Here is a 22069-nt window from a genome sequence, read left to right as displayed (position 1 = left end):
TGCACATCTCAACCTACTTTTGTTTCTAAACGTTTCTTTTCATTGGTATACTTCTCATAAATATGCTTTAAGCCTTTAAACGTCAGATCACGGTCATAAATATCAATTTCATCCGTATTTTTATAGATAATCTTTCCTAAACCACCTGTCGCAATGACCTTCATATCCACACCCAGCTCTTTTTTAAACTGTTTGATGATATACTCACTTTGTCCGATATAACCATAAACCAAACCGGCCTGCATGCTGGTGGTAGTAGTTTTGTTTAAGATCGTCTTCGGTTTTTTAATTTCAATTTCTGGAAGCTTAGCAGCCTGTGTCCACATCGCCTGTGCGCTTGTTTCAATGCCTAAAGCAATGACACCAAATTCAAAATTGCCATTTGCATCGACATAATCATAGGTTGTAGCCGTGCCAAAGTCGACGACTAGACAAGGCCCTCCATATTCATAATAAGCACCGGCTGCATCAACGATACGATCAGCGCCAACCGCTTTAGGGTTTTCTGCCTTGACCGAAATGCCGGTACGGATGCCAGGACCAACAACGATCGGTTCTTTATGCATATACTTACGAATACCATTCAAGAAAGAATGCATGATCTTAGGTACGACGCTGGAAATGATAACATCCTTGATATCATCGGCACTGGCTTTGGAAGCAGAGAGGAAGTTTAAGATCATAAATCCATATTCATCACTGGTACGTTTCATTTTGGTAGTCAGACGATAATTGCCAATCAATTTATCATCTTTATAAATTCCAATAGTAATATTCGTATTACCGATATCAATAACAATTAACATGAGGCTTGTCCTTTCTGTTTTTGTTTTTCTAAAAGAATCTGCAGGATCTTTTTCCCTAATTCATACTTGCTCATTTTATCTAATGTTTCCATATGATCTTGATGAATCAGTGTTGCGACATTTGTATCACCGGCAAAACCGGCACCTTCCACACGAAGATTGTTCGCAACGATCATATCACAGTTCTTCTTTTTCAGCTTGATGGTCGCATTTTCGATGAGGTTTTGTGTTTCCATGGCAAAGCCGCATAGCACTTGATGAGCTTTTTTATGCTCGCCTACATAAGCAAGGATATCTTCGTTTTTTACGAAACGAACTTCCAAGACATCCCCAGCTTTTTTTATTTTATCCTGTGCGATGGCTTCGGGACGATAATCTCCGACAGCAGCAGCTTTAATGATGAAGTCCTGCGTTTCATATTCCTGCTTGACCGCTTGAAACATCTCGGCAGCTGAGGTGATGGAAATACGTTTCACACCTGCAGGAACAGCTAAGGAAGTAGGACCGCTGATCAAGGTGACCTCTGCTCCCATATCTTTTGCGGCACGAGCTATTTCATAGCCCATTTTGCCAGTGGAATGATTGGTTAAATAGCGTACCGGATCCAAAGCTTCCTGCGTTGGACCAGCCGTAACTAAAACATGTTTTCCTGTTAGTAATTGTTCTTCCATCAATAGCTGTTCTACACGTTCTTCAATGATGGTAATATCTTCTAATTTTCCTTTACCGATATCACCGCATGCCAGAAAACCGCTCGCTGGTTCAAAGATTTCATAGCCATAAGAACGACATAGGTCTAAGTTTTTCTGGGTGATAGGATTTTCATACATACCGGTATTCATTGCCGGGCAGATGACCTTCTTACAGCTGGCAGCCAGAAAGGTTGTCGTCAGCATATCATCGGCAATGCCATGTGCTATCTTCGCAATGACATTTGCCGTCGCCGGAACGATTACAAAGATATCTGCACGCTGTGCGATGGAAATATGTTTGACACTGCGATCGGCTACTTTTTCAAACGTAGACACCATCACATTGTGTTTTGTCAGAGATTCAAAAGTGAGAGGGGTAATAAATTCTGTTGCATTCTTTGTCATGATGACTTCTACATCATACCCCTTTTTAATGAAATTGCTTGTCAACTGGGCTGCCTTAAATGCCGCAATGCCGCCAGTGACCCCCAATACAATCGTTTTTTTCATAAACGCACCTCTTCAGGATGTAACTATTTATTTTCATTTAAGTCTTAATCATTATAACGCAAACCGGAAAACACCACAAGAATTACTAAATGAAAAATGAGAAAAAATTCACAAGCACTGATTTCAGGGAAAAGATTATGTTTTTCGTAAGAAAAGAAAGCGTTTCATAGCGGAATCCGTTATAATATAAGTAAAGGAAGTGGTACTATGAAGGCAGTTACCGTAGAGACAATGCGAAAGATGGATGAGACAGCAATTCACACTTATGGAATTCCATCAACCGTCTTAATGGAACATGCGGCGATGGCGGTATGTGGCTACTTTTTAGCACATATAGAAAAAAGCAAACATGTTTTGATCGTTTGTGGTCCAGGAAATAATGGCGGCGATGGTTTTGCGTTAGCGCGTTTATTGGTACAGGAAGGTTATACGCATGTACAATTACATTGTTGTGTGGATTATGGGCATATGTCTTTGGATGAGGCCGTTTTTGCTAAGGTAGCAAATAGTTATCAGATTCCATGCTCACATAGTGAGGAACGAAAGGATATCGAACAACTCATACAGGATGCGGATATTATTGTAGATGCTTTATTTGGAACAGGCTTATCAAGAACGATATCAGGTTTTTATGATCGCTTGATTCTTCAGATTAACTTGGCTGATAAAATGGTTATCAGTATCGATATCGCCAGTGGTATTCATGGAAATAGCGGACAAATTATGGGATGTGCAATACAAGCAGATATCACCTTGACGTTTGAAAGCTATAAATTGGGGCAAATTTTATATCCGGGCAGTGCCTATAGTGGAAAGATCATTCCTTTATCTATTCAGATGCCGAAAGCCATCGAGCAAATGGCAGAGGGACTGCTTGTCTTAGAAGACGATCTTGTAAAAACGTTATTGCCGCAGCGTTCTTCTCATTCGCATAAGGGTACTTATGGAAAAGCGTTAATGATTGGTGGCAGCAAGGAGATGCATGGTGCAGTCACCATGGCGGCAAAAGCTGCTTTGCGCAGTGGAATTGGAACACTTACTTTATTTGTACCGGATTGTATTACCTTATTATTGGCCAGTAAATTGGAAGAAAGTATGATCATTGGGGCAGCCAGTGAAGATGGTTTCTTTGCCCATGATGCTATTACTGCCTTAAAACGCATTCTATCGCAATATGATATGATCATCATAGGAAATGGCATGGGACGCAATGAAGCAGGCAAAGAGCTTGTAAGAACCGTGTTAGAAAGTGATCGCCCATGTATTTTAGATGGCGATGCTTTATATGAAACAGGGAAGATTACCGCGGCTTTGCAACGTCCATATCCGACAATCTTAACACCACATGTAAAAGAAATGAGCTATCTCAGTGGACATAGTATCAAAGATATTCAACAGGATCCTATCGCCGTATTAAAGGAATTTTTACGTAAATATCCTTTTTCGACGGTTGCTTTAAAGGATGCACATACAATCATTGCCAATAGCCAGCAGATGTATTTGAATCTTGCCGGTAATCATGCTTTAGCAAAAGGGGGCAGTGGTGATGTATTGTGTGGTATCTTAGCCGGTCTGTTTGGACAAAGCAAAGATGCTTTAACAAGTGCTGCCTGTGCTGTCTATGTACATGCCTTAACTGCTGATTTATTACTTCAGGATGAAGACGCAAACAGTATATTGCCAAATGATTTAATTGCTTCTTTGTCAGAAACCTATCAGATCTTACGAGAAGAAGAATAACATCGCAAATTTCTGCAGTCAGCATAAAACAGCGATCTTAGCAATATAAAAAAGCGGAAATGGGATATGAGCAACGATGCGCTCTTATTGCCATAACCGTCTTTTTTTATGTAAACTATGCAAGGATTTGTACAAGGTAACCAAGTGTATACTTTTAACGTGTTTTAGTTTTAGGAAATATCACATGGTTTTTATGGATGCGTAAGTAGCCTTCCTTTTGCATCTTTGATAATTCATTTGATAAAGCACTGCGATCAACGCTTAAATAATCAGCCAGCTGTTGGCGGTTAAAAGGAAGATAAAAATCATTGCTGTGTTGTCGAGTTGCCTCAAAGGATAGATAGGATTGTAAGCGCGCTCGTATTGTTTTAGCAGAGGTATGGAAAATTCTACGCGATAGATTAAGATTTTTTTGTGCTGTCAATGTTAACAGATTTTGAATTAAAGCAGGGTGAGTAGAAGCAGCCTTGATCATAGCGTGGGCATCCAGAAAATAAACCTCACTATCTTCACTGGCACTCACGGTTACCAACATTACTTCATCTGGCAGACAGGCATAAGTTTCCGCAAAAATGGTTTTTGGACCAATACTATCTAAGACACTGCGATTGCCCCATAAATCATAGGTTTCTATTTGGATACGGCCAGATACAACAATTCCCAGTTCGCGTATCCTTTCACCGGCATGGTAAATGATTGCTCCTTTTGAGAATTGCTCTTTATGCATGCGAAGACGTGGCAGCAATGTTTCTAATTCTTGTGGAGCAATGCCTTGAAACAATGCTGTTTCTAATAGGAAAGAAACCTTCATGTTTTCACCTTTTGTTGTTTTAACAACATACTTTCTATTTGTATTGTAGTATACTGCCATTGTGATGTCAATAAAGGAGGAATTTCGTATGTTGCGAAAAATTATACAGATAGAGGAAGAACGTTGTGATGGCTGTGGGTTATGTGCTCAAGCATGTCATGAGGGTGCCATCGGCATGGTGAATGGAAAGGCAAAATTATTGCGTGATGATTATTGTGATGGTTTGGGTGATTGTTTGCCGGTATGTCCGCAAGATGCCATTCATTTTGTGGAACGAGAAGCGGCAGCCTATGATGAAGTGGCTGTAAAAGAACATATGGCAAAACGCAAACAGCAAGCACAGGGTACTTGTGCTTGTCCAGGAAGTGCTTCTATACAACTATCTCAACCCAAACCATCAACAGAGCTTAGCGGACCTTCTTCACAGCTTCGTCAATGGCCGTTACAGATACAGCTAGTACCATTGCAAGCACCATATTATGATGGAGCAGAATTATTGATTGCGGCTGATTGTACGGCATATGCTTATGGTGACTTCCATAATAGGTTTATGCGTGGAAAAACCACCTTGATTGGTTGTCCTAAATTAGATGTGGTAGATTATAGCGAGAAATTAACGGAAATCATCAAACGCAATGATATCCGTAAAATTAGTGTTGTTCGTATGCAGGTGCCTTGTTGTAAAGGGTTAGAGCATGCAGTCACTAAGGCAATCGCAAATAGTGGGAAGATCGTGCCATGTGATGTGATGATTATTACAAGTGAAGGACAATTACTGTAATAAAGCATACCAGCATAGCAAAAGTATGCATCTTATGGCAAAAGAACTATCAGACACAGTATGAAAAACATAAGTAATACATAGATAAAAGAAAAGATTCTAGAGCAAATCAGTGATGGATACGCGGATAGAATCTTTTTCGTTATTATGAATTTGAAAATAGGTTTATTCAAAATAGAAAAGCTCTTCAAATTTTTTATCTAATGCGATACATAAGATCAAAGCCAGTTTCGCTGTGGGATTAAACTGACCGGTTTCAATGGAGCTGATCGTATTGCGTGAAACACCCACCAGTTCCGCCAATTGACTTTGTGATAGCTTCTTTTCACTACGTACATCTTTTATATGATTTCTTAATATCAGCTGTTCTTTCATATTGTCATCCTTTCTATACGATGCTTAAATACCATTCTTATTAAGATGGATCATAGAATGATTCTATAGACATAAATGGCTGTGAAAAGAAGTGTCAGCACGCTATAAACAAAGAAAACGATACCTTCATGGCATAGATGCAAAGCCGCGTATTTTACATAAAACAAGCCTGCCATCATAGCACAATATACGGCCCAGTTGCTAAAACTTAAACTTCCCATAAACAAAAGTTCTAGGATACTAATTATAAAGCAAGCTACAAAACCAGTATAAACAGCAATGTTACTTGCGTTACGTAAAATATAAAGCTCTCTTTCATCCTTACCTTGCTGCTCTATGCGGCTTTTGGCAAGTATTTCTTCTTTTTCCATTATTTTTCCACTGCTTTCCTATTTATCCATTTTTGAAAATATCTTGTCTAATAGGAGATTGTTTATCCTTTCCATATAAAGACGATTAAATTCAGTATAGCACATATGCCCCAGCATAGCATAGGATAGATATTTTTATGCACTTTATCCATACGATATTTATATACATAATGGGCAAATAGAAAAGCTGCATACATAGCTAATATGTCATCAATACGTTGCCCTTTAAGAAATAGCTTGAGAAAGACAAGGATAAAGAAAACAATTGCCATTCCAACAGCACCATACATGAAGCCTTGGGTAGTGATATAAATTTCACGTTCATCTTCTTTTTGATATTCCTGCCTACTCTTCATTAAAATTTCATCTTTATTCATAAGTGTTCCTCCATTTGCCAAGTTTACTTGGTAAATATAGTATATCATGCCAAGTTTTATTGTCAATGATTATTGCAAAGTTTTCTTGGCAATATACAAGTGTCATCGCGTTATGTTAATGAAATAGTACTTTGTCATAAAACATAAAAAGCCGCATTTTAGCGGCTTAGGCATAAAGCTGTATGATGTATTGTTGATACTTTTGATACAATTCTTCATTCAACAAGGCATCCAAATACATGCCTTCCTCTTGATCTTCACGCTCTAGGATACAGGCTTGTTTCATCAAGGCTGCATAAATAGCGGTTTGTTCATAAGGAAGCTGTAATTTTACATGGTGTTCTTGGGCGAAAAGCTGTTTGTTTAAGGCCGATAATAAAGCATCCATATTATTTTTTGCCTTGGCGCTGATATAGAGCTCATGTCCTTTGCTATGAGGATAAGGATACTCTGTTTTATCACATTTATTAAAAACTGTTAGCATAGGAAGATCTCCAGCGCCGATTTCCCGTAAGGTTTCCATGGTAACAGCCATATGCTTTGCTTTTTCTTCATCACTGGCATCTACAACCTGCAAGAGCATATCGGCGTATTTTACTTCTTCTAAAGTAGAGTGAAAGGCTTCAATTAATTCATGTGGCAGCCGATTGACAAAACCAACGGTATCACTTAAAAGAAAGCTATGTCCATGTGGCTGTGCAATACAGCGAATGGATGTATCCAATGTCGCAAATAGCATATCTTTTTCAACAACCTGTTTTTCTTCTTTATGTGCACTGCAGCGCAAGAGTTGATTCATGATCGTCGATTTACCGGCATTGGTGTAGCCGACTAAGGCTACTAAGGGTAAGCGGGAACGCTGTCTTGCTCTTCGTTGGGTATGACGCTGCGCTTCTACTTTTTTTAACTCTCGATCCACCTCATGAATGCGGGCTTTGATGCGTCTGCGATCGAGCTCCAATTGCTTCTCTCCGGCACCTTTATTCTTACCACTGGCACTTTGTCTGCCTAATTGGGTATTTGCCCCAATCAAACGTGGTAAGAGTTTTTTTAATTGGGCACTTTCTATCTGCAAACGAGCAACCGGAGTCACTGCACGTTTTTCAAAGATAGCAAGAATCAAATCGGTACGATCCAGTACCGGAATCTGAAATATTTCCTCAAGATTTCGTATCTGTAAAGGAGATAGCTCCTGATTAAAGATGATAGTATCTACTTTTGTTGAGGTCAGATACGTTTGAATTTCTAAACATTTTCCTTTACCGATAAAGGTACGAAAGTTGATAGCCTTTAGCGGCTGTTTAAAACATGTTACGATGTTCATATCACAAGCTTTGATAAGCTCGATGAATTCCTCATTTTCTTCTTGCGGTGTATCAATATCTGCAAATACAACGATAATATCTTCCATATACGTCCTCCAATACTCTATATTGTACTATGAAGGAAGGAATTATTCGAATGATAATTTTCTAAAATAAGATATTTTGTTCTATTAGAAAGGTTTTGATCATTCAAAAACAGTCTTATTCACAGATTAGAATACGTTTAATGGAAGATACCATGGATAAGCGAATGGCACAGAAACAACCAACGGCCATGCTAATGGAATCACTGATAACAAAAGGTGCAGCTCCAATGGCAATGATACTGGAAATATCTTTAGCACTTCCCATATAATAGTTAAAAATCAGATACATATAGCCACAACCTATCAGATAAATAAAGCATAACGCACATAAGCAAAGTGGATATAGCTGATAAAAATGTGTAAGCTCATATTTATGACGAAGAGCTGAAATCAGACAAGCCGCAAAAGGGAAAGATAATAGGAAACCAAAAGATGGCTGTAAGACATAACTGAGACCACCACCGCTGGCAAAAACAGGTAATCCAACAAATCCCATCAGAAAGTAAACACCATAAGAGGCTAAAATTTCTTTTGGACGTAAGAGAATACCGGCGATAATCACCATCATCGTTTGAAGGGTCAACGGTATGATTCCAGTGGGAATTGTAATACGAGAACCCAGTATATATAAGATCGTAAAAAAGGCACATAGTGTTAATTGTTTTGTTTTCATTTGTAAATCCTCCTGTTCACGAAAGAGAGTATACTGCGACTTATTTTGATTGTCAAACTTTTTTTTACTTTATTGATAATTTCATAAACTATATGAAAGAGAGAAGATATTACATATTTTTTATTTGGGAAAGGGAAAATGAAAGTGTAAAAGAAAAAGAAAACTTGAAGATGGTTCGTTGAAAAATGATATGAAATATTATGAATCATCGTACGCTTACTGGTGGTGCCATTAGGCTACATGAGGAAAAAGGAAGACGATTTCTGCGAACCTAGGTGTTAAAAACAGCCTATTTTCAAGGGAAATGAGAGAAAAAGATAGCATTACAAATTATGTGAAACTATGTGAAAATTAAAATTTGACCATCAAACTATTTACTTTTGAATATCAAAGTATTAAAATACGTTTGAATTTCAAAATATTGGAATTCACCTCGACAACAAAAACACTATTAATCTCCTAGTTGAAATGTTATCTAGTTTTTAATACTAAAACTATTGACAATTAAAACTAGGAGTGTTAATCTTTTAGCAGTTACAGAGTAACCAGGAGGAACAAAATATGTTTGAAAAAGTAAAAGAAGTATTAGTAGAAGCAATTAACGTCGATGAAGATATGATTACTATGGAAGCAAACCTGAAAGATGATTTAGGTATTGATTCTTTAGCAGCAGTAGAGCTTTCCTTAGAGCTGGAAACAGAATTTGATGTCCGCATTGAGGATGAAGAGCTTGCGAAATTGGTAAGTGTTGCTGATATCGTTAAATTACTGGAAAGCAAGCAATAAAACGCAAAGCCAAGATGACTTGGCTTTTTTAAAATCTATTCATGGGAGGTAAAGCATGAACACAGAAACGATAAAAGAAATCATCAAGATCTTTGAAGATTCCCAATTAGCAAAAATGGAACTTGAAGCAGATGATATGAAAATAAAAATGGAAAAGCCGACAGGAAAAGAAGTAACCTATGCGCCAACTACGACGCTTCCCTTAGCTCCACAGCCTAAGGAAGCACCTGTGCAAACAGCTGTACAAGAAGAAAAAAAGGCAGGTTATTGGGTGAAAGCACCGATTGTTGGAACATTTTACAGCAGTCGCGCAGCTGGCAGTACGCCATTTGTGGAAATCGGTCAGAAGGTGAAAAAAGGCGATGTTCTTTGTATTATTGAGGCGATGAAAGTAATGAATGAAATTCATTCGCCAATCGATGGTGTCATTGCGGAAATCTTAGTTACGAATGAGTCTATGGTGGAATTTGATCAAGAGCTGATTCGTATTGGAGAGGCCGCATGATTCGCAGAATATTAATTGCCAACCGTGGCGAAATTGCTGTTCGCATTATTCGTACATGTAAAGAGATGAACATTGAAACGGTTGCGGTGTATTCAACAGCGGATAAAGAAGCATTGCATGTGCAGCTGGCAGATTATGCTGTCTGTATCGGGAAAGCAAAAAGCGCTGACAGCTATTTAAATATGAAAAATATCTTAAGTGCAGCATGCATGACGGGCTGTGATGCCATTCATCCCGGCTTTGGTTTTTTGAGTGAAAATGCCAAGTTTGCCCGTTTGGTTCAGCAATGTGGTCTAATCTTTATCGGTCCTAGTCCGGATATCATTGATAAGATGGGAGATAAAAATCATGCCCGTCAAGTAATGATAAAGGCCGGTGTACCAGTGATTCCCGGCAGTAAGGATATCTTGAAAACCAGGGAAGATGCGTTAGCTATGGCAGAATCCATCGGTTATCCGGTATTGATCAAGGCAGCGAATGGTGGCGGTGGTCGTGGTATGCGCAGAGCCGATTGTGCAGAAGAGGTCATGGATGCCTATGAAACGGCAAGAGCTGAGGCAAAGGTCTGCTTTGGGGATGATGCGGTGTATATGGAAAAATTCATCGTTGAGCCCAAACATGTTGAAGTACAGCTGATGGGTGATCATTTTGGCAATGTTTTGCATTTGTATGAACGTGACTGTTCTTGCCAGCGGCGCAATCAAAAGCTATTGGAAGAAGCACAATGTCATACACTGGATGCGAACACACGAAATCATTTATTACAGGACGCTGTCAATGCCTGCAAAGCAGTTGGCTATGATAGTGTAGGAACGATAGAGTTTTTATTAGATGCACGTGGGCAGTATTATTTTATGGAAATGAATACCCGTATTCAGGTGGAACATACCATCTCCGAGGAAATCACGGGAATTGATCTTATCAAAATGCAAATTCGCATTGCCGAGCATCAAAAACTGCATATCAAACAAGAGGATATTCCTTGTCTTGGACATGCCATCGAATGCCGCATCAATGCGGAAAATATTAAAATGAATTTTGCGCCTAGTCCTGGAACTATCAAATTTATCAACTTTCCCCAAGGACGCAATGTACGTGTGGAAAGTGCCGTCTACAACGGTTATCAAATTCCTCCGTTTTATGATTCCATGATTGCCAAGATCATTACCTTTGCGCCAACTCGTTTAGAATGTATCAAACGTATGCGCATTGCCTTGGAAGAATTGATCATTGAAGGAGTCGAAACCAATATTGAATTTCAGTATCTGTTGCTGCATCATCCGACATTTGTCAGCGGCAAGTATGATACCGGTTTTATGGAAACATTCATAAAGGAGCTGAAAGAGGATGGAACAATTATTTAAAACACGCAAGATGCGCTTGGATTTATTCAAAAGCCGTCGCAGCAGTGATCAGAAACAGCCGATTGATGTTCCTGAGAATCTTTTTCGCAGTTGCAGCGAATGCAAAGAAAGCATTCCATTTGAGGATCTAATGCATAATTTATATGTTTGTCCGCATTGTGGAGCACATTTAAAACTAACTGCGCATGAACGCATACGGCAGATCGTCGATGAGGGTAGCTTTGTGGAAATGGATAAACGTATGACGTTACTTGAGGGAAGAACATTCCCTGGGTATGAGGAAAAGTTGGAGCGTTTACAAAAAAAGACTGGTTTATATGAAGCAGTGGTTACCGGTACGGCAAAATTAGGTGGTATCAAATGCGCACTAGCTATTATGGACAGCAATTTCTTTATGGGCAGCATGGGGCAGATCGTCGGAGAAAAGATTACCCGGTGTATCGAATATGCGACGAAGAAAAAACTGCCACTTATCATTTTTTGTACAAGTGGAGGAGCGCGTATGCAAGAAGGTATTTTATCTCTTGTGCAAATGGCAAAGACAAGTGCAGCGCTTGCTAAACATCATGAGGCAGGGTTATTGTACATCAGCTATCTGACGCATCCTACCACCGGAGGTGTATCTGCCAGCTTTGCGATGCTGGGAGATATTATTTTGGCAGAACCGAAATGTCTGATTGGATTTGCTGGAAAGCGGGTCATTGCCTCGACTGTTAATGAAGAGCTGCCAGCTGATTTCCAAACGGCTGAATTTGTGTTGGAAAAAGGTTTTATTGACCGTATCGTGGAACGCAAAGATTCACGCAATGTGTTGATCCAACTGCTGCGTCTTCATGAAAGGAGAGTTTCATGGGATTAAGAGAAAGTGAGGCAAAGATTGCCTCTTTAGAAGCCTCTTTAGCATCCTTAGAAAGCGAGGATATCTTGCAAAAAGAGGCGATTGTAAAACAAATAGAAGAAATACGCCAAACGGCGTATACACATATGGATGCCTGGGATAGTGTATATCTGGCTAGACATCCCAAACGGCCCAAAGCGAGTGATTATATCGCCAGGCTGTTTGATGATTTTATGGAATTGCATGGCGATCGTTTCTATGGAGATGATGGTGCCTGTCAAGGGGGCTTGGCAAGTTTTCATGGGATTCCGGTAACGGTCTTGGCACAAAGCAAGGGAAAAACGCTGGAAGAAAATATGAAGCGTAATTTTGGAATGCTGCAGCCGGAAGGGTATCGTAAGGCCTTGCGTCTGGCAAAACAGGCCGAAAAATTTCATCGCCCGATCATTACGCTGGTGGATACCAGTGGTGCTTATCCGGGAAAAGGAGCGGAAGAACGCGGACAGGCAGAAGCTATTGCGCAATGTCTGCAAGTATTTGCCGATCTGAAAACTCCCGTTATTGCCGTTGTCTTAAGTGAAGGAGGCAGTGGTGGTGCTTTGGCTTTCAGTGTTGCGGATCAGATCATGATGTTGGAACACGCGATTTATTCGGTACTATCTCCGGAAGGGTTTGCCAGCATTTTGTGGAAAGATGAAAAGCGGGCAGCAGAAGCAGCCAAAGTTATGGAATTACGAGCACAGGATTTAAAACGTAAGGGTGTAATCGATACGATCATCAAAGAACCTTTGGGCGGTGCTCATCATGATTTAGATTATGTTATTGCCCAATTGGATGAAGAATTGCTGAAACAGTTGGAGCGTTTAATGAAAAAGAAAGAAAAAACACTGTTAAGTGAACGATATGAGAAATTCAGAAGGATGGGACAATCCTATGAAGGGATGTAAAGTAAAAGGGCTTGGCTATGCCAAAGCCAAACGGAAGGTAACCAATGATGAGCTATCAACTTATGTTGATACAAATCATGAATGGATACAGACACGTACAGGTATTGAAAGCCGCTATATTTCAGAGGATGAAAATACGAGTGATTTAGGTGTGAGAGCCGCGAAAATGGCCTTGCAGGATGCGCAAATAGATCCGAAAGAGATTGATCTGATTATTACGGCGACCTTTACGCCGGATAAAACGACACCAAGCACTGCTTGTCTGATTCAATCCAAACTTGGGATGAAGGAGCAGGCGGTCATGGCGTTTGATATTAATGCAGCATGTTCTGGCTTTCTCTATGCCTTACAGACGGCACACAGCTTATTAGCGATGAATCAGGCAAAATGTGCTTTGATCATTGGTGCAGAGGTTATCAGTAAACAATTGGATTGGGAAGATCGCGCTACTTGTATTATCTTTGCGGATGGGGCAGGAGCCATGGTCTTAAAGCAGGAAGATACCGCTTGTCGAATGTTTCACTATGCGCGCAGCATGGGGGATGAGCAAGGCATTATTCACAGTGATGCTCCACTTCCTCGTAAATTATTTGAAAAACAGATATATACACCATCCCTTGTCCGCATGAATGGCAGTGAAACCTTTCGCTTTGCCGTAAAGGCCATGCAAGAAAGCATGGAAGCTGTATTGCAACAGGCTGGTGTTAAGATGGAGGAAATCGATTGGATCATTCCTCATCAGGCCAATTCGCGTATTATTGCGAATGTGTGTCGTCGCTGTCATATTGATATGGCTCATGTTTATATGAATATTGCGGAGTATGGGAATACATCTGCAGCCAGCATTCCTTTAGCCCTTGGGGAAATGAAGGAAAAAGGTCTGTTAAATGAAGGGATGAAATTAGTATTAAGTGGCTTTGGTGCAGGTTTTACTTGGGCCGGAGCTTATATTGAGTTATAGAAAAGGTTCGCAATGATACGATGTATCAGGAACAAAAGGAGAACAATCATGTTAATCAATGAACTCTTAGGTATTCGCTATCCGATCTTTCAAGGAGCGATGGCCAATATCGCGACAGCAGAATTTGCGGCTGCGGTATCCAATTGCGGTGGTTTAGGCATCATTGCCACCGGTGCGATGGATGAGGTGCAGACAAGAGCTGCTATCAAGAAATGCAAACAATTGACAAAGCAACCCTTTGGGGTCAATGTAATGCTGATGAATCCGCATACGGAGGCAATCATGCAGGTGATCATTGAAGAAAAGGTTGCTGTTGTGACAACCGGTGCGGGAAATCCCGGACCTTATATCGAAGGATTAAAAGCAAGTGGCTGTAAAGTCTTTCCTGTTGTTGCCAGTGTGGCTTTAGCACGCCGTTTAGCAAAAAGCGGTGTTGATGGACTGATCGCAGAAGGTGGCGAAAGTGGTGGTCATGTTGGTGAAACCACGACAATGTCATTAGTACCACAGGTCGTAAATGCTGTATCTATTCCAGTAATTGCAGCTGGTGGTATTGCCAGTGGGAAACAATTGAATGCAGCGCTAAGCTTAGGGGCAGTCGGCGTACAGGTAGGTACCTGTTTATTGGTGAGTGAAGAATGTCCAATTCATGAAAATTATAAAAAAGCGGTGCTGCGGGCAAAGGATCTGGATAGTGTCGTGACCGGGCGTAATGCGGGGGCACCGGTACGTATCTTGAAAAACCAGATGGCGATCCAATATCTGAAGCTGGAACATGAAAATGCGCCAAAGGAAGAATTGGAAAAACTGACCTTAGGCGGTTTGCGAAAAGCCGTATTTGATGGTGATGTGAAGCATGGTTCTGTCATGATGGGACAGGTTGCCGGTATGTGTAAGGAAATTCGTCCACTCAAAGACATTTTCGCTTCCTTGATCCAGGAAAGTCAGGAAGAAATCATTACATTAAACGAAAAAGTAAAGGGATTAATTTATGCAGAATAGGATTCTTTTCCATAATGGAAAAAGCTTAGAAGTACCTGTGATACAAGGTGGTATGGGAGTTGGTATTTCACTATCTTCCTTAGCCGGTGCTGTGATGAAGGAAGACGGCATGGGGGTTATCAGTGCAGCACACCCGGGATATCGTAAACCGGATTTCTGGGAAAACAGCATGATCTGTAATATTCAAGCCATGCATGAAGAAATTGCAAAGGCAAAAGAATGGGCACAGGGAAAGGGCTTATGTGGTGTAAATATCATGGTGGCAAGTAAAGATTATGAGTTTTATGTGAAAGCTGCCGTTGATGCTCAAGCGGATGCCATTATTTCCGGAGCAGGACTGCCAATGCATTTGCCAGCCATTGTTAAGGATGCGGATATTTTACTAGCACCAATCGTATCCAGTGGCAGAGCGGCAAAGCTGATTTTGAAGACCTGGGATCGCCATCATCATCGCCTGCCTGATTTTATCGTCATTGAAGGTTCTTTAGCAGGAGGTCATTTGGGCTTTAAGAAAGAAGATCTTATCACAAATAAGGCAGAGCCTTTAGAAAAAATCTTAGCCGATGTAAAAGCCCTTCTTCCTGAATTTGAAGAACGCTATCAGCGACAGGTACCGATTTTTGTAGCAGGGGGCATTTATGATGCGCAAGATATCCGCCACTTTTGTGATTTAGGAGCTGCCGGTGTACAAATGGGCACGCGTTTTATCGCCACACAGGAATGTGATGCATCGCCTGCTTTTAAAGAAGTGATTGTGCAAGCCCAAAAGGAAGATATCGAACTGGTGAAAAGTCCTGCTGGATTACCGGGAAGAGCGGTGATGACGGATTTTATGCGTCAGGTAAAAGAAAAGCGTATAGCGCCATCCCATTGTATTGGCTGTATGTTGCCATGTAAACCGGCAACAACGCCATATTGTATCAGTGAGGCATTGATTCATGCCGTACATGGTGAGGTAGAACAGGGCTTAGTATTTGCAGGAGCCAATGCGTGGCGTATTACGGAAATCGTCACAGTAAAACAATTGATGGATGAACTAAAAGCAGCTTTTATTTAGGTTCATTTATATACGAATGAGTTATGAGCGTATCATCTGCATTCTAAGCAGATGCATGCCATCATATACGTAAGGAGGACATTCATGAAAACAGCCTTTTTATTCTCTGGTCAGGGTGCTCAGCATCCCGGCATGGGAAAAGATTTATATGACAACTACGCTATCGTCAGAGCCATCTTTGACAGCAGTACTTTAGATTTCGATGTGAAACAACTTTGTTTTGAAGGTCCAAAGGAAACTTTGGATGATACACAATATGCTCAGCCTGCAATCTTCTTACACAGCATGGCTTGTGCAACGCTGCTACGTTCTTTTGGCGTTGAAGCAGATGTGTGCGCTGGCTTATCATTGGGAGAATACAGTGCCTTATGTTATGCGAATGCTTTCTCAATTGAAGATGGTACGAAGATCGTTGCTCAGCGAGGCAAGATCATGGCCAATGCACTGCCTTCAGGAATCAGCAGTATGGCGGCTATTCTGATGTTAGAAGAAGCGAAAATCTTACAGGCTTGTGAAGAAGTTAAGGCGTTGGGCGTATGTGAAATTGCCAATTATAATTGTCCGGGACAAATCGTAATCACCGGGCATAAAGCTGCCGTTGAAGCAGCAAGTAAGCGATGCTTAGAATTGGGAGCAAGACGCGTGATTCCTTTACAGGTCAGCGGGGCGTTTCATTCTTCCTTATTACTAGATGCGGCTAAAGAGTTGCGTAAGGTCTTAGCACAATACAATATTAAACAGCCATCCATTCCAGTGTATCACAATATATCGGGAAAACCAGAGAAGACCGATCTGAACACAATCTTAAGTAAACAAATTGCACATTCTGTCTATTTTACGCAGACGATTGAACATATGCTGGAAGATGGTGTAGATACCTTTATTGAAGTTGGTCCGGGAAAAGCTGTCAGTGGTTTTGTGAAAAAATGTTGCAAAGGGCATGACGTAAAAATCTTGCATGTCGAAGATGAGGCAAGCTTGAAGGAATGCCTTAATGCATTGAAAGGATAGTCATATGGAAAGAAAAACAGCATTTATCAGCGGTGCTTCCCGCGGTATCGGAGAAGCTATCGCTATCACCTTATCAAAGGAATACGATGTCATCATCAATTATGCCAACAGTGAAGCAGGCGCAAAAGCAGTCTTAGCCAAGCTTGATCCAAGCGGCAAACATAAGATGATGCAATGTGATGTTGCCAATGAACAGGATGTTAAGGAAATGATGGATACCATCGTGAAAGAATATGGACATCTGGATGTCGTTGTGAATAATGCCGGCATCACGAAAGATAATTTATTATTAAGAATGCGTGAAGAAGAATTTGATGATGTCATTCGCATTAATCTAAAAGGAACGTATAACTGTATCCGCCATGTGGCAAGGATCATGATGAAACAGCGTCATGGCAAGATCGTCAATATGGCAAGTGTTGTCGGTTTATGCGGCAATATCGGTCAGGTCAATTATGCGGCTAGTAAAGGCGGTGTTATTGCGATGACCAAAGCGGTAGCAAAAGAGCTGGCACCTAGAGGCATCAATGTCAATGCTGTAGCCCCTGGGTTTATCCAGACAGCGATGACCGATACATTAAGTGAAGACGTACAGGCGAATGCCAAAAACAATATACCGATGAAAAAATTCGGCAGTGTGCAGGATGTTGCCAACGTCGTGAAGTTTTTATGCAGTGAAGATAGTGATTATATAACAGGACAAGTCATCGCAGTTGATGGCGGGATGGTGATGTAAATGAAAAGAAGAGTTGTCATAACCGGAATGGGTGTTGTAAGCCCAATTGGAAATAACGTAGAAGAAGTATGGGATGCTTTGCAGGAAGGCCGTTGTGGCATTGGAAAGGTTACCCATTTTGATACAAGTGAGTTTCGTGCGAAACTTGCAGGTGAAGTCAAAGATTTAGATATGGAACAATATTTCACAAAACGTGAATTGAAGTTTAATGATCGTTTTACCCAGTTTGCGCGTATCGCCGCGAAACAGGCATATGCTGACAGCGGTTTGTCTGAAGATACGATCAAGGCCGATGCCTTTGGGGTAATCCTAGGAAGTGGTATTGGTGGTATTGCAACGATTGAAGGTGCAAGCACAACTTTGAAAGATCGCGGACCTAGTCGCGTTTCTCCTTATTTTATCCCAATGGCATTGATTAATCTGGCACCGGGAAGTGTAGCAATTGATCTGGGAGCGAAAGGGAATGTTTCCAGTGTGGTAACAGCTTGTGCAGCGAGTACCAATGCTATCGGAGAAGCCTTCCATCGTATTCGTGATGGCTATGAAGATATCATCGCAGCCGGAGGAAGTGAAGCGAGTATTACACCGGTTGCCATGGCAGGCTTTGCCTCTATGCGTGCCTTACACGAGGGGGAAGATCCAATGCGTGCCAGCATTCCATTTGATGCGCAGCGTAAAGGCTTTGTAATGGGAGAAGGTGCCGGTGTGCTGATTTTAGAAGAATTGGAACACGCCCTTGCCCGTAAAGCAAACATCTATGGTGAAATCGTAGGATATGGAAGTACTTGTGATGCCAATCATATCACGGCTCCATTGGCCGATGGCAGCAGTGCCGCAAAAGCTATGCAGATGGCAGTAAAAGATGCCGCTTTGCAAATGCAAGATGTTGATTATATCAATGCCCATGGTACTAGTACACCGCTGAATGATTCCAGTGAAACACTGGCAGTAAAGAAAGCTTTTGGTAAGGATGCTATGAAGCCATATGTATCCAGCACCAAATCAATGAGCGGTCATTTATTAGGTGCCAGCGGTGCTTTAGAAGCTATTATTTCCACATTGGCAGTACAAAACGACTTTGTGCCGGCAACGATTAATTACCAGCATAAGGATGAAGCTTGTGACTTGAATCTGGTGGTCAATGAAGGCCTGCATACACCTGTGCATGTGGCAATGTCTAATTCCTTAGGATTTGGCGGTCATAATGCCAGCATTATCATTCGAAAGTGGGAGGAATAAATATGTTATACAATAGCAACGATATCCAAAAGATCATTCCCCACCGTTATCCTTTTCTACTGGTGGATCGCATTGAGAGCATTGAGGGAAATAAAGTTGTAGGAAGTAAATGCATCAGCGCAAATGAGATGCAATTTCTAGGACACTTTCCCCAGAAGCACATTATGCCCGGGGTACTGATGCTGGAGGCTTTAGCACAAACCGTGGCGGTGATGTTGTTAAGCAAGGAAGAGAATAAAGGAAAAATTGGTTTATTTGCCGGTATCAACAAAGCACGCTTTAAACGTCAGGTTATTCCCGGGGACAAGCTGACCTTGACTTGTGAAGTCACGAAAGAGCGCATGGGAATCGTCTTTGTGAATGCTGTGGCAACCGTTGATGATGAAGTTGCAGTCAGTGGAGAACTGATGTTTGCCCTCGATGAAGCATGATTATCAGTTACAGCGTTTTGATAAGCTGGACAGTACGAATGATTGGCTGAAACGCAACTATGCATCGCAAATGGATGGCAGTGTCATCCTTGCCAAACAGCAGACAAAAGGAAGAGGACGTTTTGAGCGAACATGGGAAAGCAATGAAGATCTGACCTTTTCTATTCTTTATAAACAAGCTTTTCCTTACCCTATCATTTTTCCTTTAGCACTTGTCAAGGCGTTGGAAAGCTTTGGCATGCAAGCAATGATCAAATGGCCTAACGATATCTTACTAAATGGTAAAAAAGTTTGTGGTATCTTAATTGAAACAGTGTATGAAGGCAGTCAAAAAGCCGCCATGATCGTTGGCATTGGTATCAATGTTACACAAAAAAAAGGCGAGCTGGCAGATAAAGCAGGCTATGTTGCTGTAGATAAAGAAGAACTGCTGCAGGCTGTTTTAACCCAGTGTGAAAGATGCAGACAGCTTCCTTTAGAAACCCTTTTGCAAACCTACCAGAACTATCATGTATTAAAAGGTAGAAAAATATGGTTGGATGATGTATTATGGGAGGTAAAGGAAGTAACAAGTGAGGGCGGTTTACGCATCTGCACTGCACAGACTACACGTATTTTGTGCAGTGAAGAAATCTCCTTGTCAAATATCTATAAGGAGCGTAACTTATGATCTTAGGGATTGGTTGTGACATAGTAGAAATCAAACGTATTGAAGTGGCTTTACAAAAGGATCATGTAAAACGTATTTTAACACCCAAAGAACAGGCATGCTGTGAAGATATGCCTTTCTTACGTAAGGCAGAGTGGGTTGCCGGGCGCTTTGCCGCTAAAGAAGCTATCTATAAAGCAATTCACGCAATACATGCCTGCACACTTTGTGATATTGAAATTTTAAGTGATGACGATGGTGCGCCTTATTGTACGATGGAAGAATATGCTATACAAGTTTCCATCGCCCATGAAAAGGCGTATGCGATTGCCTATGCCATCGTGGAGTCTAAGGAGATTGATGATTGATGTTTATATTAGGTTGTTTACGTATGCTATATCTGGTACCTGCATCTTGGTTAGATGCCTTTCTGGTGCGTAAGAAGCCCTTTGAAGAACGCTATGCCCATATGAAAAAGTGGTCAAAACGGATCATCAAAGCATTCCATTGCCGTGTTTGTATTGATGCACAGGGGGCCATACCTCAAGAAGGACCCTTGCTGTTTGTATCAAATCATCAAAGTGCATTCGACATGCTGTTACAGATGTCAATCATTACAACACCTTTTACATTCATATCAAAAAAAGAAAATGAAAAGCTCCCTTATGTGGCAAATTGGGCAAAGACATTGGAATTAATCTATTTTGATCGTGAAGATCGTGCCAGTGCTATCCACATGTTAAGAGAAAGTGCCAGACAATTAAAAAGCGGTCGTAATCTGCTGATCTTTCCGGAAGGCACGCGTGCAAGAGATGGCAAACTGCTAGAGCTACAAGCCGGTTCTTTACAACCAGCCTTCATGGCAAAAGCCACCATTATTCCTATGGTATTGGTAAACTCTTATGACTTTAAGCATGTCTTATTACATGGGGCAACATTTCAGGTTAAGTTTTTAAAAGCAAGAAGCTATGAAGAATATCGCAAGGAAAAAGCAGAAGGACTTTGTACGATATTGCAAGAAGAAATGCAAGAAGCCTTACAGGAGGCTACATGTTAACAAAGCTTATGCAAAACAGAATGATAAACTAGAATAACAAAGTGATGAAGATGGGATAGACCATCTTTTTTGTTGTGTGGCAGGCATGCCACATATCTAGGGTGAAAATCCCTCGGGGCGTAGTTATCGACGAACCCAAGAGCGACTTGTAAGTTTCGTATCGTGAGGTATGGAAGAGAGGAAGCAATAGCGAAATCATGGCTTAACGGACAGGAAGTCTGAACATTAAGTTTGGATGGCTGATAATAAGGCGACATTAGTGGATGAGATGGCAACAAGCATCAAAGTCCAAAAGATAACCGTAACCTAATGGCGTAAATCAGATAAGTAACGAGGAAAGGAAACTAAAACAGCTAACAATCAGAAAGCACGCAATGGCTTTAAAAGAAAGAATAAGACGACTGAACCAAGTAATACGAGGATGGATAAACTATTATTCTATATATAATATGAAAACACATATGACAAAGATAGATGAACATCTTCGTACAAGACTGCGAGCAATCATATGGAAACAGTGGAAAGTACCCAGCAAGCGACAGTGGGGATTACAAAAGCTTGGGATTAGAAAAGATAGAGCAAGACAGACATCGTATATGGGAGACCATTATCAATGGGTCGTAACCAAAACATGTGTGGTAAGAGCAATATCAAAAGAAAAACTAGCCCAAAAAGGACTAGTCAGTTGTTTAGACTACTATATAGAAAGACACACTTTGAAAGTAAAACGAATCGCCGTATACGGAACCGTACGTACGGTGGTGTGAGAGGGTGATTTATTTCACCCTACTCGATTTAATAACTTATAATCAACGTACTAAGATACTTTGCTTGATTTTGTTTAATTACGACGGTTTTAAAAGTCTTAATAAGTAAAGAAAAGGCTAGCTAATGTTGATGGTATGATTATTTTGATAATACGTCAGGATGTTCGTAAAA

General features: G+C 40.9%; 26 protein-coding genes. 18 read left to right on the top strand and 8 right to left on the bottom strand.

What is annotated here, in order from left to right; all coding sequences use genetic code 11:
- Positions 1–8: 8 nt before the first annotated feature.
- A complete protein-coding gene (locus KJS44_RS10960; protein WP_008687331.1) occupies positions 9–806 on the bottom strand; it encodes a type III pantothenate kinase in 798 nt (265 codons plus the stop codon).
- Positions 800–2008: a bifunctional phosphopantothenoylcysteine decarboxylase/phosphopantothenate--cysteine ligase CoaBC gene (coaBC, locus tag KJS44_RS10955; protein WP_008687332.1), complete on the bottom strand. Its 1209-nt coding sequence runs from the start codon at positions 2006–2008 to the stop codon at positions 800–802. Before coaBC ends, KJS44_RS10960 begins: the two co-directional genes overlap by 7 nt.
- Before the next feature lie 207 nt (positions 2009–2215).
- Between coaBC and KJS44_RS10950 the strand changes: the two genes are divergently transcribed.
- On the top strand, positions 2216–3748 hold the full coding sequence (locus KJS44_RS10950) for a bifunctional ADP-dependent NAD(P)H-hydrate dehydratase/NAD(P)H-hydrate epimerase (protein WP_008687333.1): 1533 nt from the start codon (positions 2216–2218) through the stop codon (positions 3746–3748).
- A 154-nt stretch (positions 3749–3902) separates the two neighbouring features.
- Here KJS44_RS10950 and KJS44_RS10945 read toward each other — a convergent pair whose 3' ends face one another.
- On the bottom strand, positions 3903–4559 hold the full coding sequence (locus KJS44_RS10945) for a Crp/Fnr family transcriptional regulator (protein WP_008687334.1): 657 nt from the start codon (positions 4557–4559) through the stop codon (positions 3903–3905).
- An 88-nt stretch (positions 4560–4647) separates the two neighbouring features.
- On the opposite strand from KJS44_RS10945, the gene KJS44_RS10940 reads away from it, so the two are divergent.
- Positions 4648–5340, top strand: a complete 693-nt coding sequence (locus KJS44_RS10940; protein ID WP_008687336.1) for an ATP-binding protein — start codon at positions 4648–4650, stop codon at positions 5338–5340.
- A 165-nt stretch (positions 5341–5505) separates the two neighbouring features.
- On the opposite strand, the gene KJS44_RS10935 is transcribed toward KJS44_RS10940, so the two are convergent.
- From KJS44_RS10935 to KJS44_RS10915, 5 genes are all read right to left on the bottom strand, one after another.
- Positions 5506–5715: a helix-turn-helix transcriptional regulator gene (locus KJS44_RS10935; RefSeq protein ID WP_008687337.1), complete on the bottom strand. Its 210-nt coding sequence runs from the start codon at positions 5713–5715 to the stop codon at positions 5506–5508.
- Positions 5716–5765: 50 nt separating this feature from the next.
- Positions 5766–6086 carry a DUF6442 family protein gene (locus KJS44_RS10930; protein WP_008687338.1) on the bottom strand — a complete coding sequence of 107 codons (321 nt, stop codon included), beginning with the start codon at positions 6084–6086 and terminating at the stop codon, positions 5766–5768.
- 62 nt (positions 6087–6148) lie between these two features.
- Complete coding sequence (locus tag KJS44_RS10925; protein WP_008687340.1) at positions 6149–6463, bottom strand: DUF6442 family protein; 315 nt, start codon at positions 6461–6463, stop codon at positions 6149–6151.
- A gap of 166 nt (positions 6464–6629) precedes the next feature.
- Complete coding sequence (gene hflX, locus KJS44_RS10920) at positions 6630–7874, bottom strand: GTPase HflX (RefSeq protein WP_008687342.1); 1245 nt, start codon at positions 7872–7874, stop codon at positions 6630–6632.
- A gap of 115 nt (positions 7875–7989) precedes the next feature.
- Positions 7990–8547: a biotin transporter BioY gene (locus KJS44_RS10915; RefSeq protein ID WP_008687344.1), complete on the bottom strand. Its 558-nt coding sequence runs from the start codon at positions 8545–8547 to the stop codon at positions 7990–7992.
- 561 nt (positions 8548–9108) lie between these two features.
- Between KJS44_RS10915 and KJS44_RS10910 the strand changes: the two genes are divergently transcribed.
- The 16 genes from KJS44_RS10910 to KJS44_RS10835 all read left to right on the top strand — a co-directional run bounded on the left by KJS44_RS10910 (position 9109) and on the right by KJS44_RS10835 (position 21897).
- Complete coding sequence (locus tag KJS44_RS10910) at positions 9109–9333, top strand: acyl carrier protein (protein WP_008687345.1); 225 nt, start codon at positions 9109–9111, stop codon at positions 9331–9333.
- 55 nt (positions 9334–9388) lie between these two features.
- Positions 9389–9838 carry an acetyl-CoA carboxylase biotin carboxyl carrier protein gene (gene accB, locus KJS44_RS10905; RefSeq protein ID WP_008687347.1) on the top strand — a complete coding sequence of 150 codons (450 nt, stop codon included), beginning with the start codon at positions 9389–9391 and terminating at the stop codon, positions 9836–9838.
- Complete coding sequence (gene accC, locus KJS44_RS10900; protein ID WP_008687349.1) at positions 9835–11202, top strand: acetyl-CoA carboxylase biotin carboxylase subunit; 1368 nt, start codon at positions 9835–9837, stop codon at positions 11200–11202. The genes accB and accC overlap by 4 nt, the downstream gene beginning before the upstream one ends.
- A complete protein-coding gene (accD, locus tag KJS44_RS10895) occupies positions 11186–12061 on the top strand; it encodes an acetyl-CoA carboxylase, carboxyltransferase subunit beta (protein WP_008687351.1) in 876 nt (291 codons plus the stop codon). The genes accC and accD overlap by 17 nt, the downstream gene beginning before the upstream one ends.
- On the top strand, positions 12052–12987 hold the full coding sequence (locus KJS44_RS10890; RefSeq protein ID WP_008687353.1) for an acetyl-CoA carboxylase carboxyltransferase subunit alpha: 936 nt from the start codon (positions 12052–12054) through the stop codon (positions 12985–12987). The genes accD and KJS44_RS10890 overlap by 10 nt, the downstream gene beginning before the upstream one ends.
- Positions 12974–13948: a beta-ketoacyl-ACP synthase III gene (locus tag KJS44_RS10885; protein WP_008687355.1), complete on the top strand. Its 975-nt coding sequence runs from the start codon at positions 12974–12976 to the stop codon at positions 13946–13948. The genes KJS44_RS10890 and KJS44_RS10885 overlap by 14 nt, the downstream gene beginning before the upstream one ends.
- A gap of 48 nt (positions 13949–13996) precedes the next feature.
- Positions 13997–14950: a nitronate monooxygenase gene (locus KJS44_RS10880; RefSeq protein ID WP_008687357.1), complete on the top strand. Its 954-nt coding sequence runs from the start codon at positions 13997–13999 to the stop codon at positions 14948–14950.
- Positions 14940–16007, top strand: coding sequence for an NAD(P)H-dependent flavin oxidoreductase (locus KJS44_RS10875; protein ID WP_008687359.1), 1068 nt, complete (start codon positions 14940–14942; stop codon positions 16005–16007). Before KJS44_RS10880 ends, KJS44_RS10875 begins: the two co-directional genes overlap by 11 nt.
- 84 nt (positions 16008–16091) lie before the next feature.
- Positions 16092–17018, top strand: coding sequence for an ACP S-malonyltransferase (gene fabD / locus KJS44_RS10870; RefSeq protein WP_008687361.1), 927 nt, complete (start codon positions 16092–16094; stop codon positions 17016–17018).
- A 4-nt stretch (positions 17019–17022) separates the two neighbouring features.
- Positions 17023–17754, top strand: coding sequence for a 3-oxoacyl-[acyl-carrier-protein] reductase (fabG, locus tag KJS44_RS10865; protein ID WP_008687363.1), 732 nt, complete (start codon positions 17023–17025; stop codon positions 17752–17754).
- The gene (gene fabF, locus KJS44_RS10860) at positions 17755–18993 is read left to right on the top strand and encodes a beta-ketoacyl-ACP synthase II (protein ID WP_008687365.1); all 1239 of its coding nucleotides are present in this window, start codon (positions 17755–17757) and stop codon (positions 18991–18993) included.
- Between the two features lie 2 nt (positions 18994–18995).
- Entirely contained in the window at positions 18996–19424 is a 429-nt protein-coding gene (gene fabZ, locus KJS44_RS10855) for a 3-hydroxyacyl-ACP dehydratase FabZ (RefSeq protein WP_008687366.1), read from the top strand.
- The gene (locus tag KJS44_RS10850; protein WP_017144700.1) at positions 19414–20094 is read left to right on the top strand and encodes a biotin--[acetyl-CoA-carboxylase] ligase; all 681 of its coding nucleotides are present in this window, start codon (positions 19414–19416) and stop codon (positions 20092–20094) included. Before fabZ ends, KJS44_RS10850 begins: the two co-directional genes overlap by 11 nt.
- On the top strand, positions 20091–20441 hold the full coding sequence (acpS, locus tag KJS44_RS10845) for a holo-ACP synthase (protein ID WP_008687370.1): 351 nt from the start codon (positions 20091–20093) through the stop codon (positions 20439–20441). Before KJS44_RS10850 ends, acpS begins: the two co-directional genes overlap by 4 nt.
- Positions 20441–21130 carry a lysophospholipid acyltransferase family protein gene (locus KJS44_RS10840; protein WP_008687372.1) on the top strand — a complete coding sequence of 230 codons (690 nt, stop codon included), beginning with the start codon at positions 20441–20443 and terminating at the stop codon, positions 21128–21130. The genes acpS and KJS44_RS10840 overlap by 1 nt, the downstream gene beginning before the upstream one ends.
- 374 nt (positions 21131–21504) lie before the next feature.
- Positions 21505–21897: a group II intron maturase-specific domain-containing protein gene (locus KJS44_RS10835; RefSeq protein WP_008687374.1), complete on the top strand. Its 393-nt coding sequence runs from the start codon at positions 21505–21507 to the stop codon at positions 21895–21897.
- Positions 21898–22069: the final 172 nt, after the last annotated feature.

It is taken from the genome of Longicatena caecimuris (assembly GCF_018406465.1).
GTDB lineage: Bacteria > Bacillota_I > Bacilli_A > Erysipelotrichales > Erysipelotrichaceae > Longicatena > Longicatena caecimuris.
Note: the sequence above shows the minus strand (reverse complement) of the source record. Positions and strands in the feature narration are given on the sequence as shown.

Bases quoted from the DNA above. Each gene is read 5' to 3' on its own strand.
- KJS44_RS10910 (WP_008687345.1), top strand. From the start codon at position 9,109: ATGTTTGAAAAAGTAAAAGAAGTATTAGTAGAAGCAATTAACGTCGAT.
- KJS44_RS10925 (WP_008687340.1), bottom strand. From the start codon at position 6,463: ATGAATAAAGATGAAATTTTAATGAAGAGTAGGCAGGAATATCAAAAA.
- KJS44_RS10915 (WP_008687344.1), bottom strand. From the start codon at position 8,547: ATGAAAACAAAACAATTAACACTATGTGCCTTTTTTACGATCTTATAT.
- accD (WP_008687351.1), top strand. From the start codon at position 11,186: ATGGAACAATTATTTAAAACACGCAAGATGCGCTTGGATTTATTCAAA.
- KJS44_RS10940 (WP_008687336.1), top strand. From the start codon at position 4,648: ATGTTGCGAAAAATTATACAGATAGAGGAAGAACGTTGTGATGGCTGT.
- KJS44_RS10930 (WP_008687338.1), bottom strand. From the start codon at position 6,086: ATGGAAAAAGAAGAAATACTTGCCAAAAGCCGCATAGAGCAGCAAGGT.
- accC (WP_008687349.1), top strand. From the start codon at position 9,835: ATGATTCGCAGAATATTAATTGCCAACCGTGGCGAAATTGCTGTTCGC.
- KJS44_RS10950 (WP_008687333.1), top strand. From the start codon at position 2,216: ATGAAGGCAGTTACCGTAGAGACAATGCGAAAGATGGATGAGACAGCA.
- KJS44_RS10935 (WP_008687337.1), bottom strand. From the start codon at position 5,715: ATGAAAGAACAGCTGATATTAAGAAATCATATAAAAGATGTACGTAGT.
- KJS44_RS10875 (WP_008687359.1), top strand. From the start codon at position 14,940: ATGCAGAATAGGATTCTTTTCCATAATGGAAAAAGCTTAGAAGTACCT.
- KJS44_RS10885 (WP_008687355.1), top strand. From the start codon at position 12,974: ATGAAGGGATGTAAAGTAAAAGGGCTTGGCTATGCCAAAGCCAAACGG.
- fabG (WP_008687363.1), top strand. From the start codon at position 17,023: ATGGAAAGAAAAACAGCATTTATCAGCGGTGCTTCCCGCGGTATCGGA.
- fabD (WP_008687361.1), top strand. From the start codon at position 16,092: ATGAAAACAGCCTTTTTATTCTCTGGTCAGGGTGCTCAGCATCCCGGC.
- KJS44_RS10840 (WP_008687372.1), top strand. From the start codon at position 20,441: ATGTTTATATTAGGTTGTTTACGTATGCTATATCTGGTACCTGCATCT.
- hflX (WP_008687342.1), bottom strand. From the start codon at position 7,874: ATGGAAGATATTATCGTTGTATTTGCAGATATTGATACACCGCAAGAA.
- KJS44_RS10880 (WP_008687357.1), top strand. From the start codon at position 13,997: ATGTTAATCAATGAACTCTTAGGTATTCGCTATCCGATCTTTCAAGGA.
- KJS44_RS10850 (WP_017144700.1), top strand. From the start codon at position 19,414: ATGAAGCATGATTATCAGTTACAGCGTTTTGATAAGCTGGACAGTACG.
- acpS (WP_008687370.1), top strand. From the start codon at position 20,091: ATGATCTTAGGGATTGGTTGTGACATAGTAGAAATCAAACGTATTGAA.
- coaBC (WP_008687332.1), bottom strand. From the start codon at position 2,008: ATGAAAAAAACGATTGTATTGGGGGTCACTGGCGGCATTGCGGCATTT.
- fabF (WP_008687365.1), top strand. From the start codon at position 17,755: ATGAAAAGAAGAGTTGTCATAACCGGAATGGGTGTTGTAAGCCCAATT.
- accB (WP_008687347.1), top strand. From the start codon at position 9,389: ATGAACACAGAAACGATAAAAGAAATCATCAAGATCTTTGAAGATTCC.
- KJS44_RS10835 (WP_008687374.1), top strand. From the start codon at position 21,505: ATGGCTTTAAAAGAAAGAATAAGACGACTGAACCAAGTAATACGAGGA.
- fabZ (WP_008687366.1), top strand. From the start codon at position 18,996: ATGTTATACAATAGCAACGATATCCAAAAGATCATTCCCCACCGTTAT.
- KJS44_RS10960 (WP_008687331.1), bottom strand. From the start codon at position 806: ATGTTAATTGTTATTGATATCGGTAATACGAATATTACTATTGGAATT.
- KJS44_RS10890 (WP_008687353.1), top strand. From the start codon at position 12,052: ATGGGATTAAGAGAAAGTGAGGCAAAGATTGCCTCTTTAGAAGCCTCT.
- KJS44_RS10945 (WP_008687334.1), bottom strand. From the start codon at position 4,559: ATGAAGGTTTCTTTCCTATTAGAAACAGCATTGTTTCAAGGCATTGCT.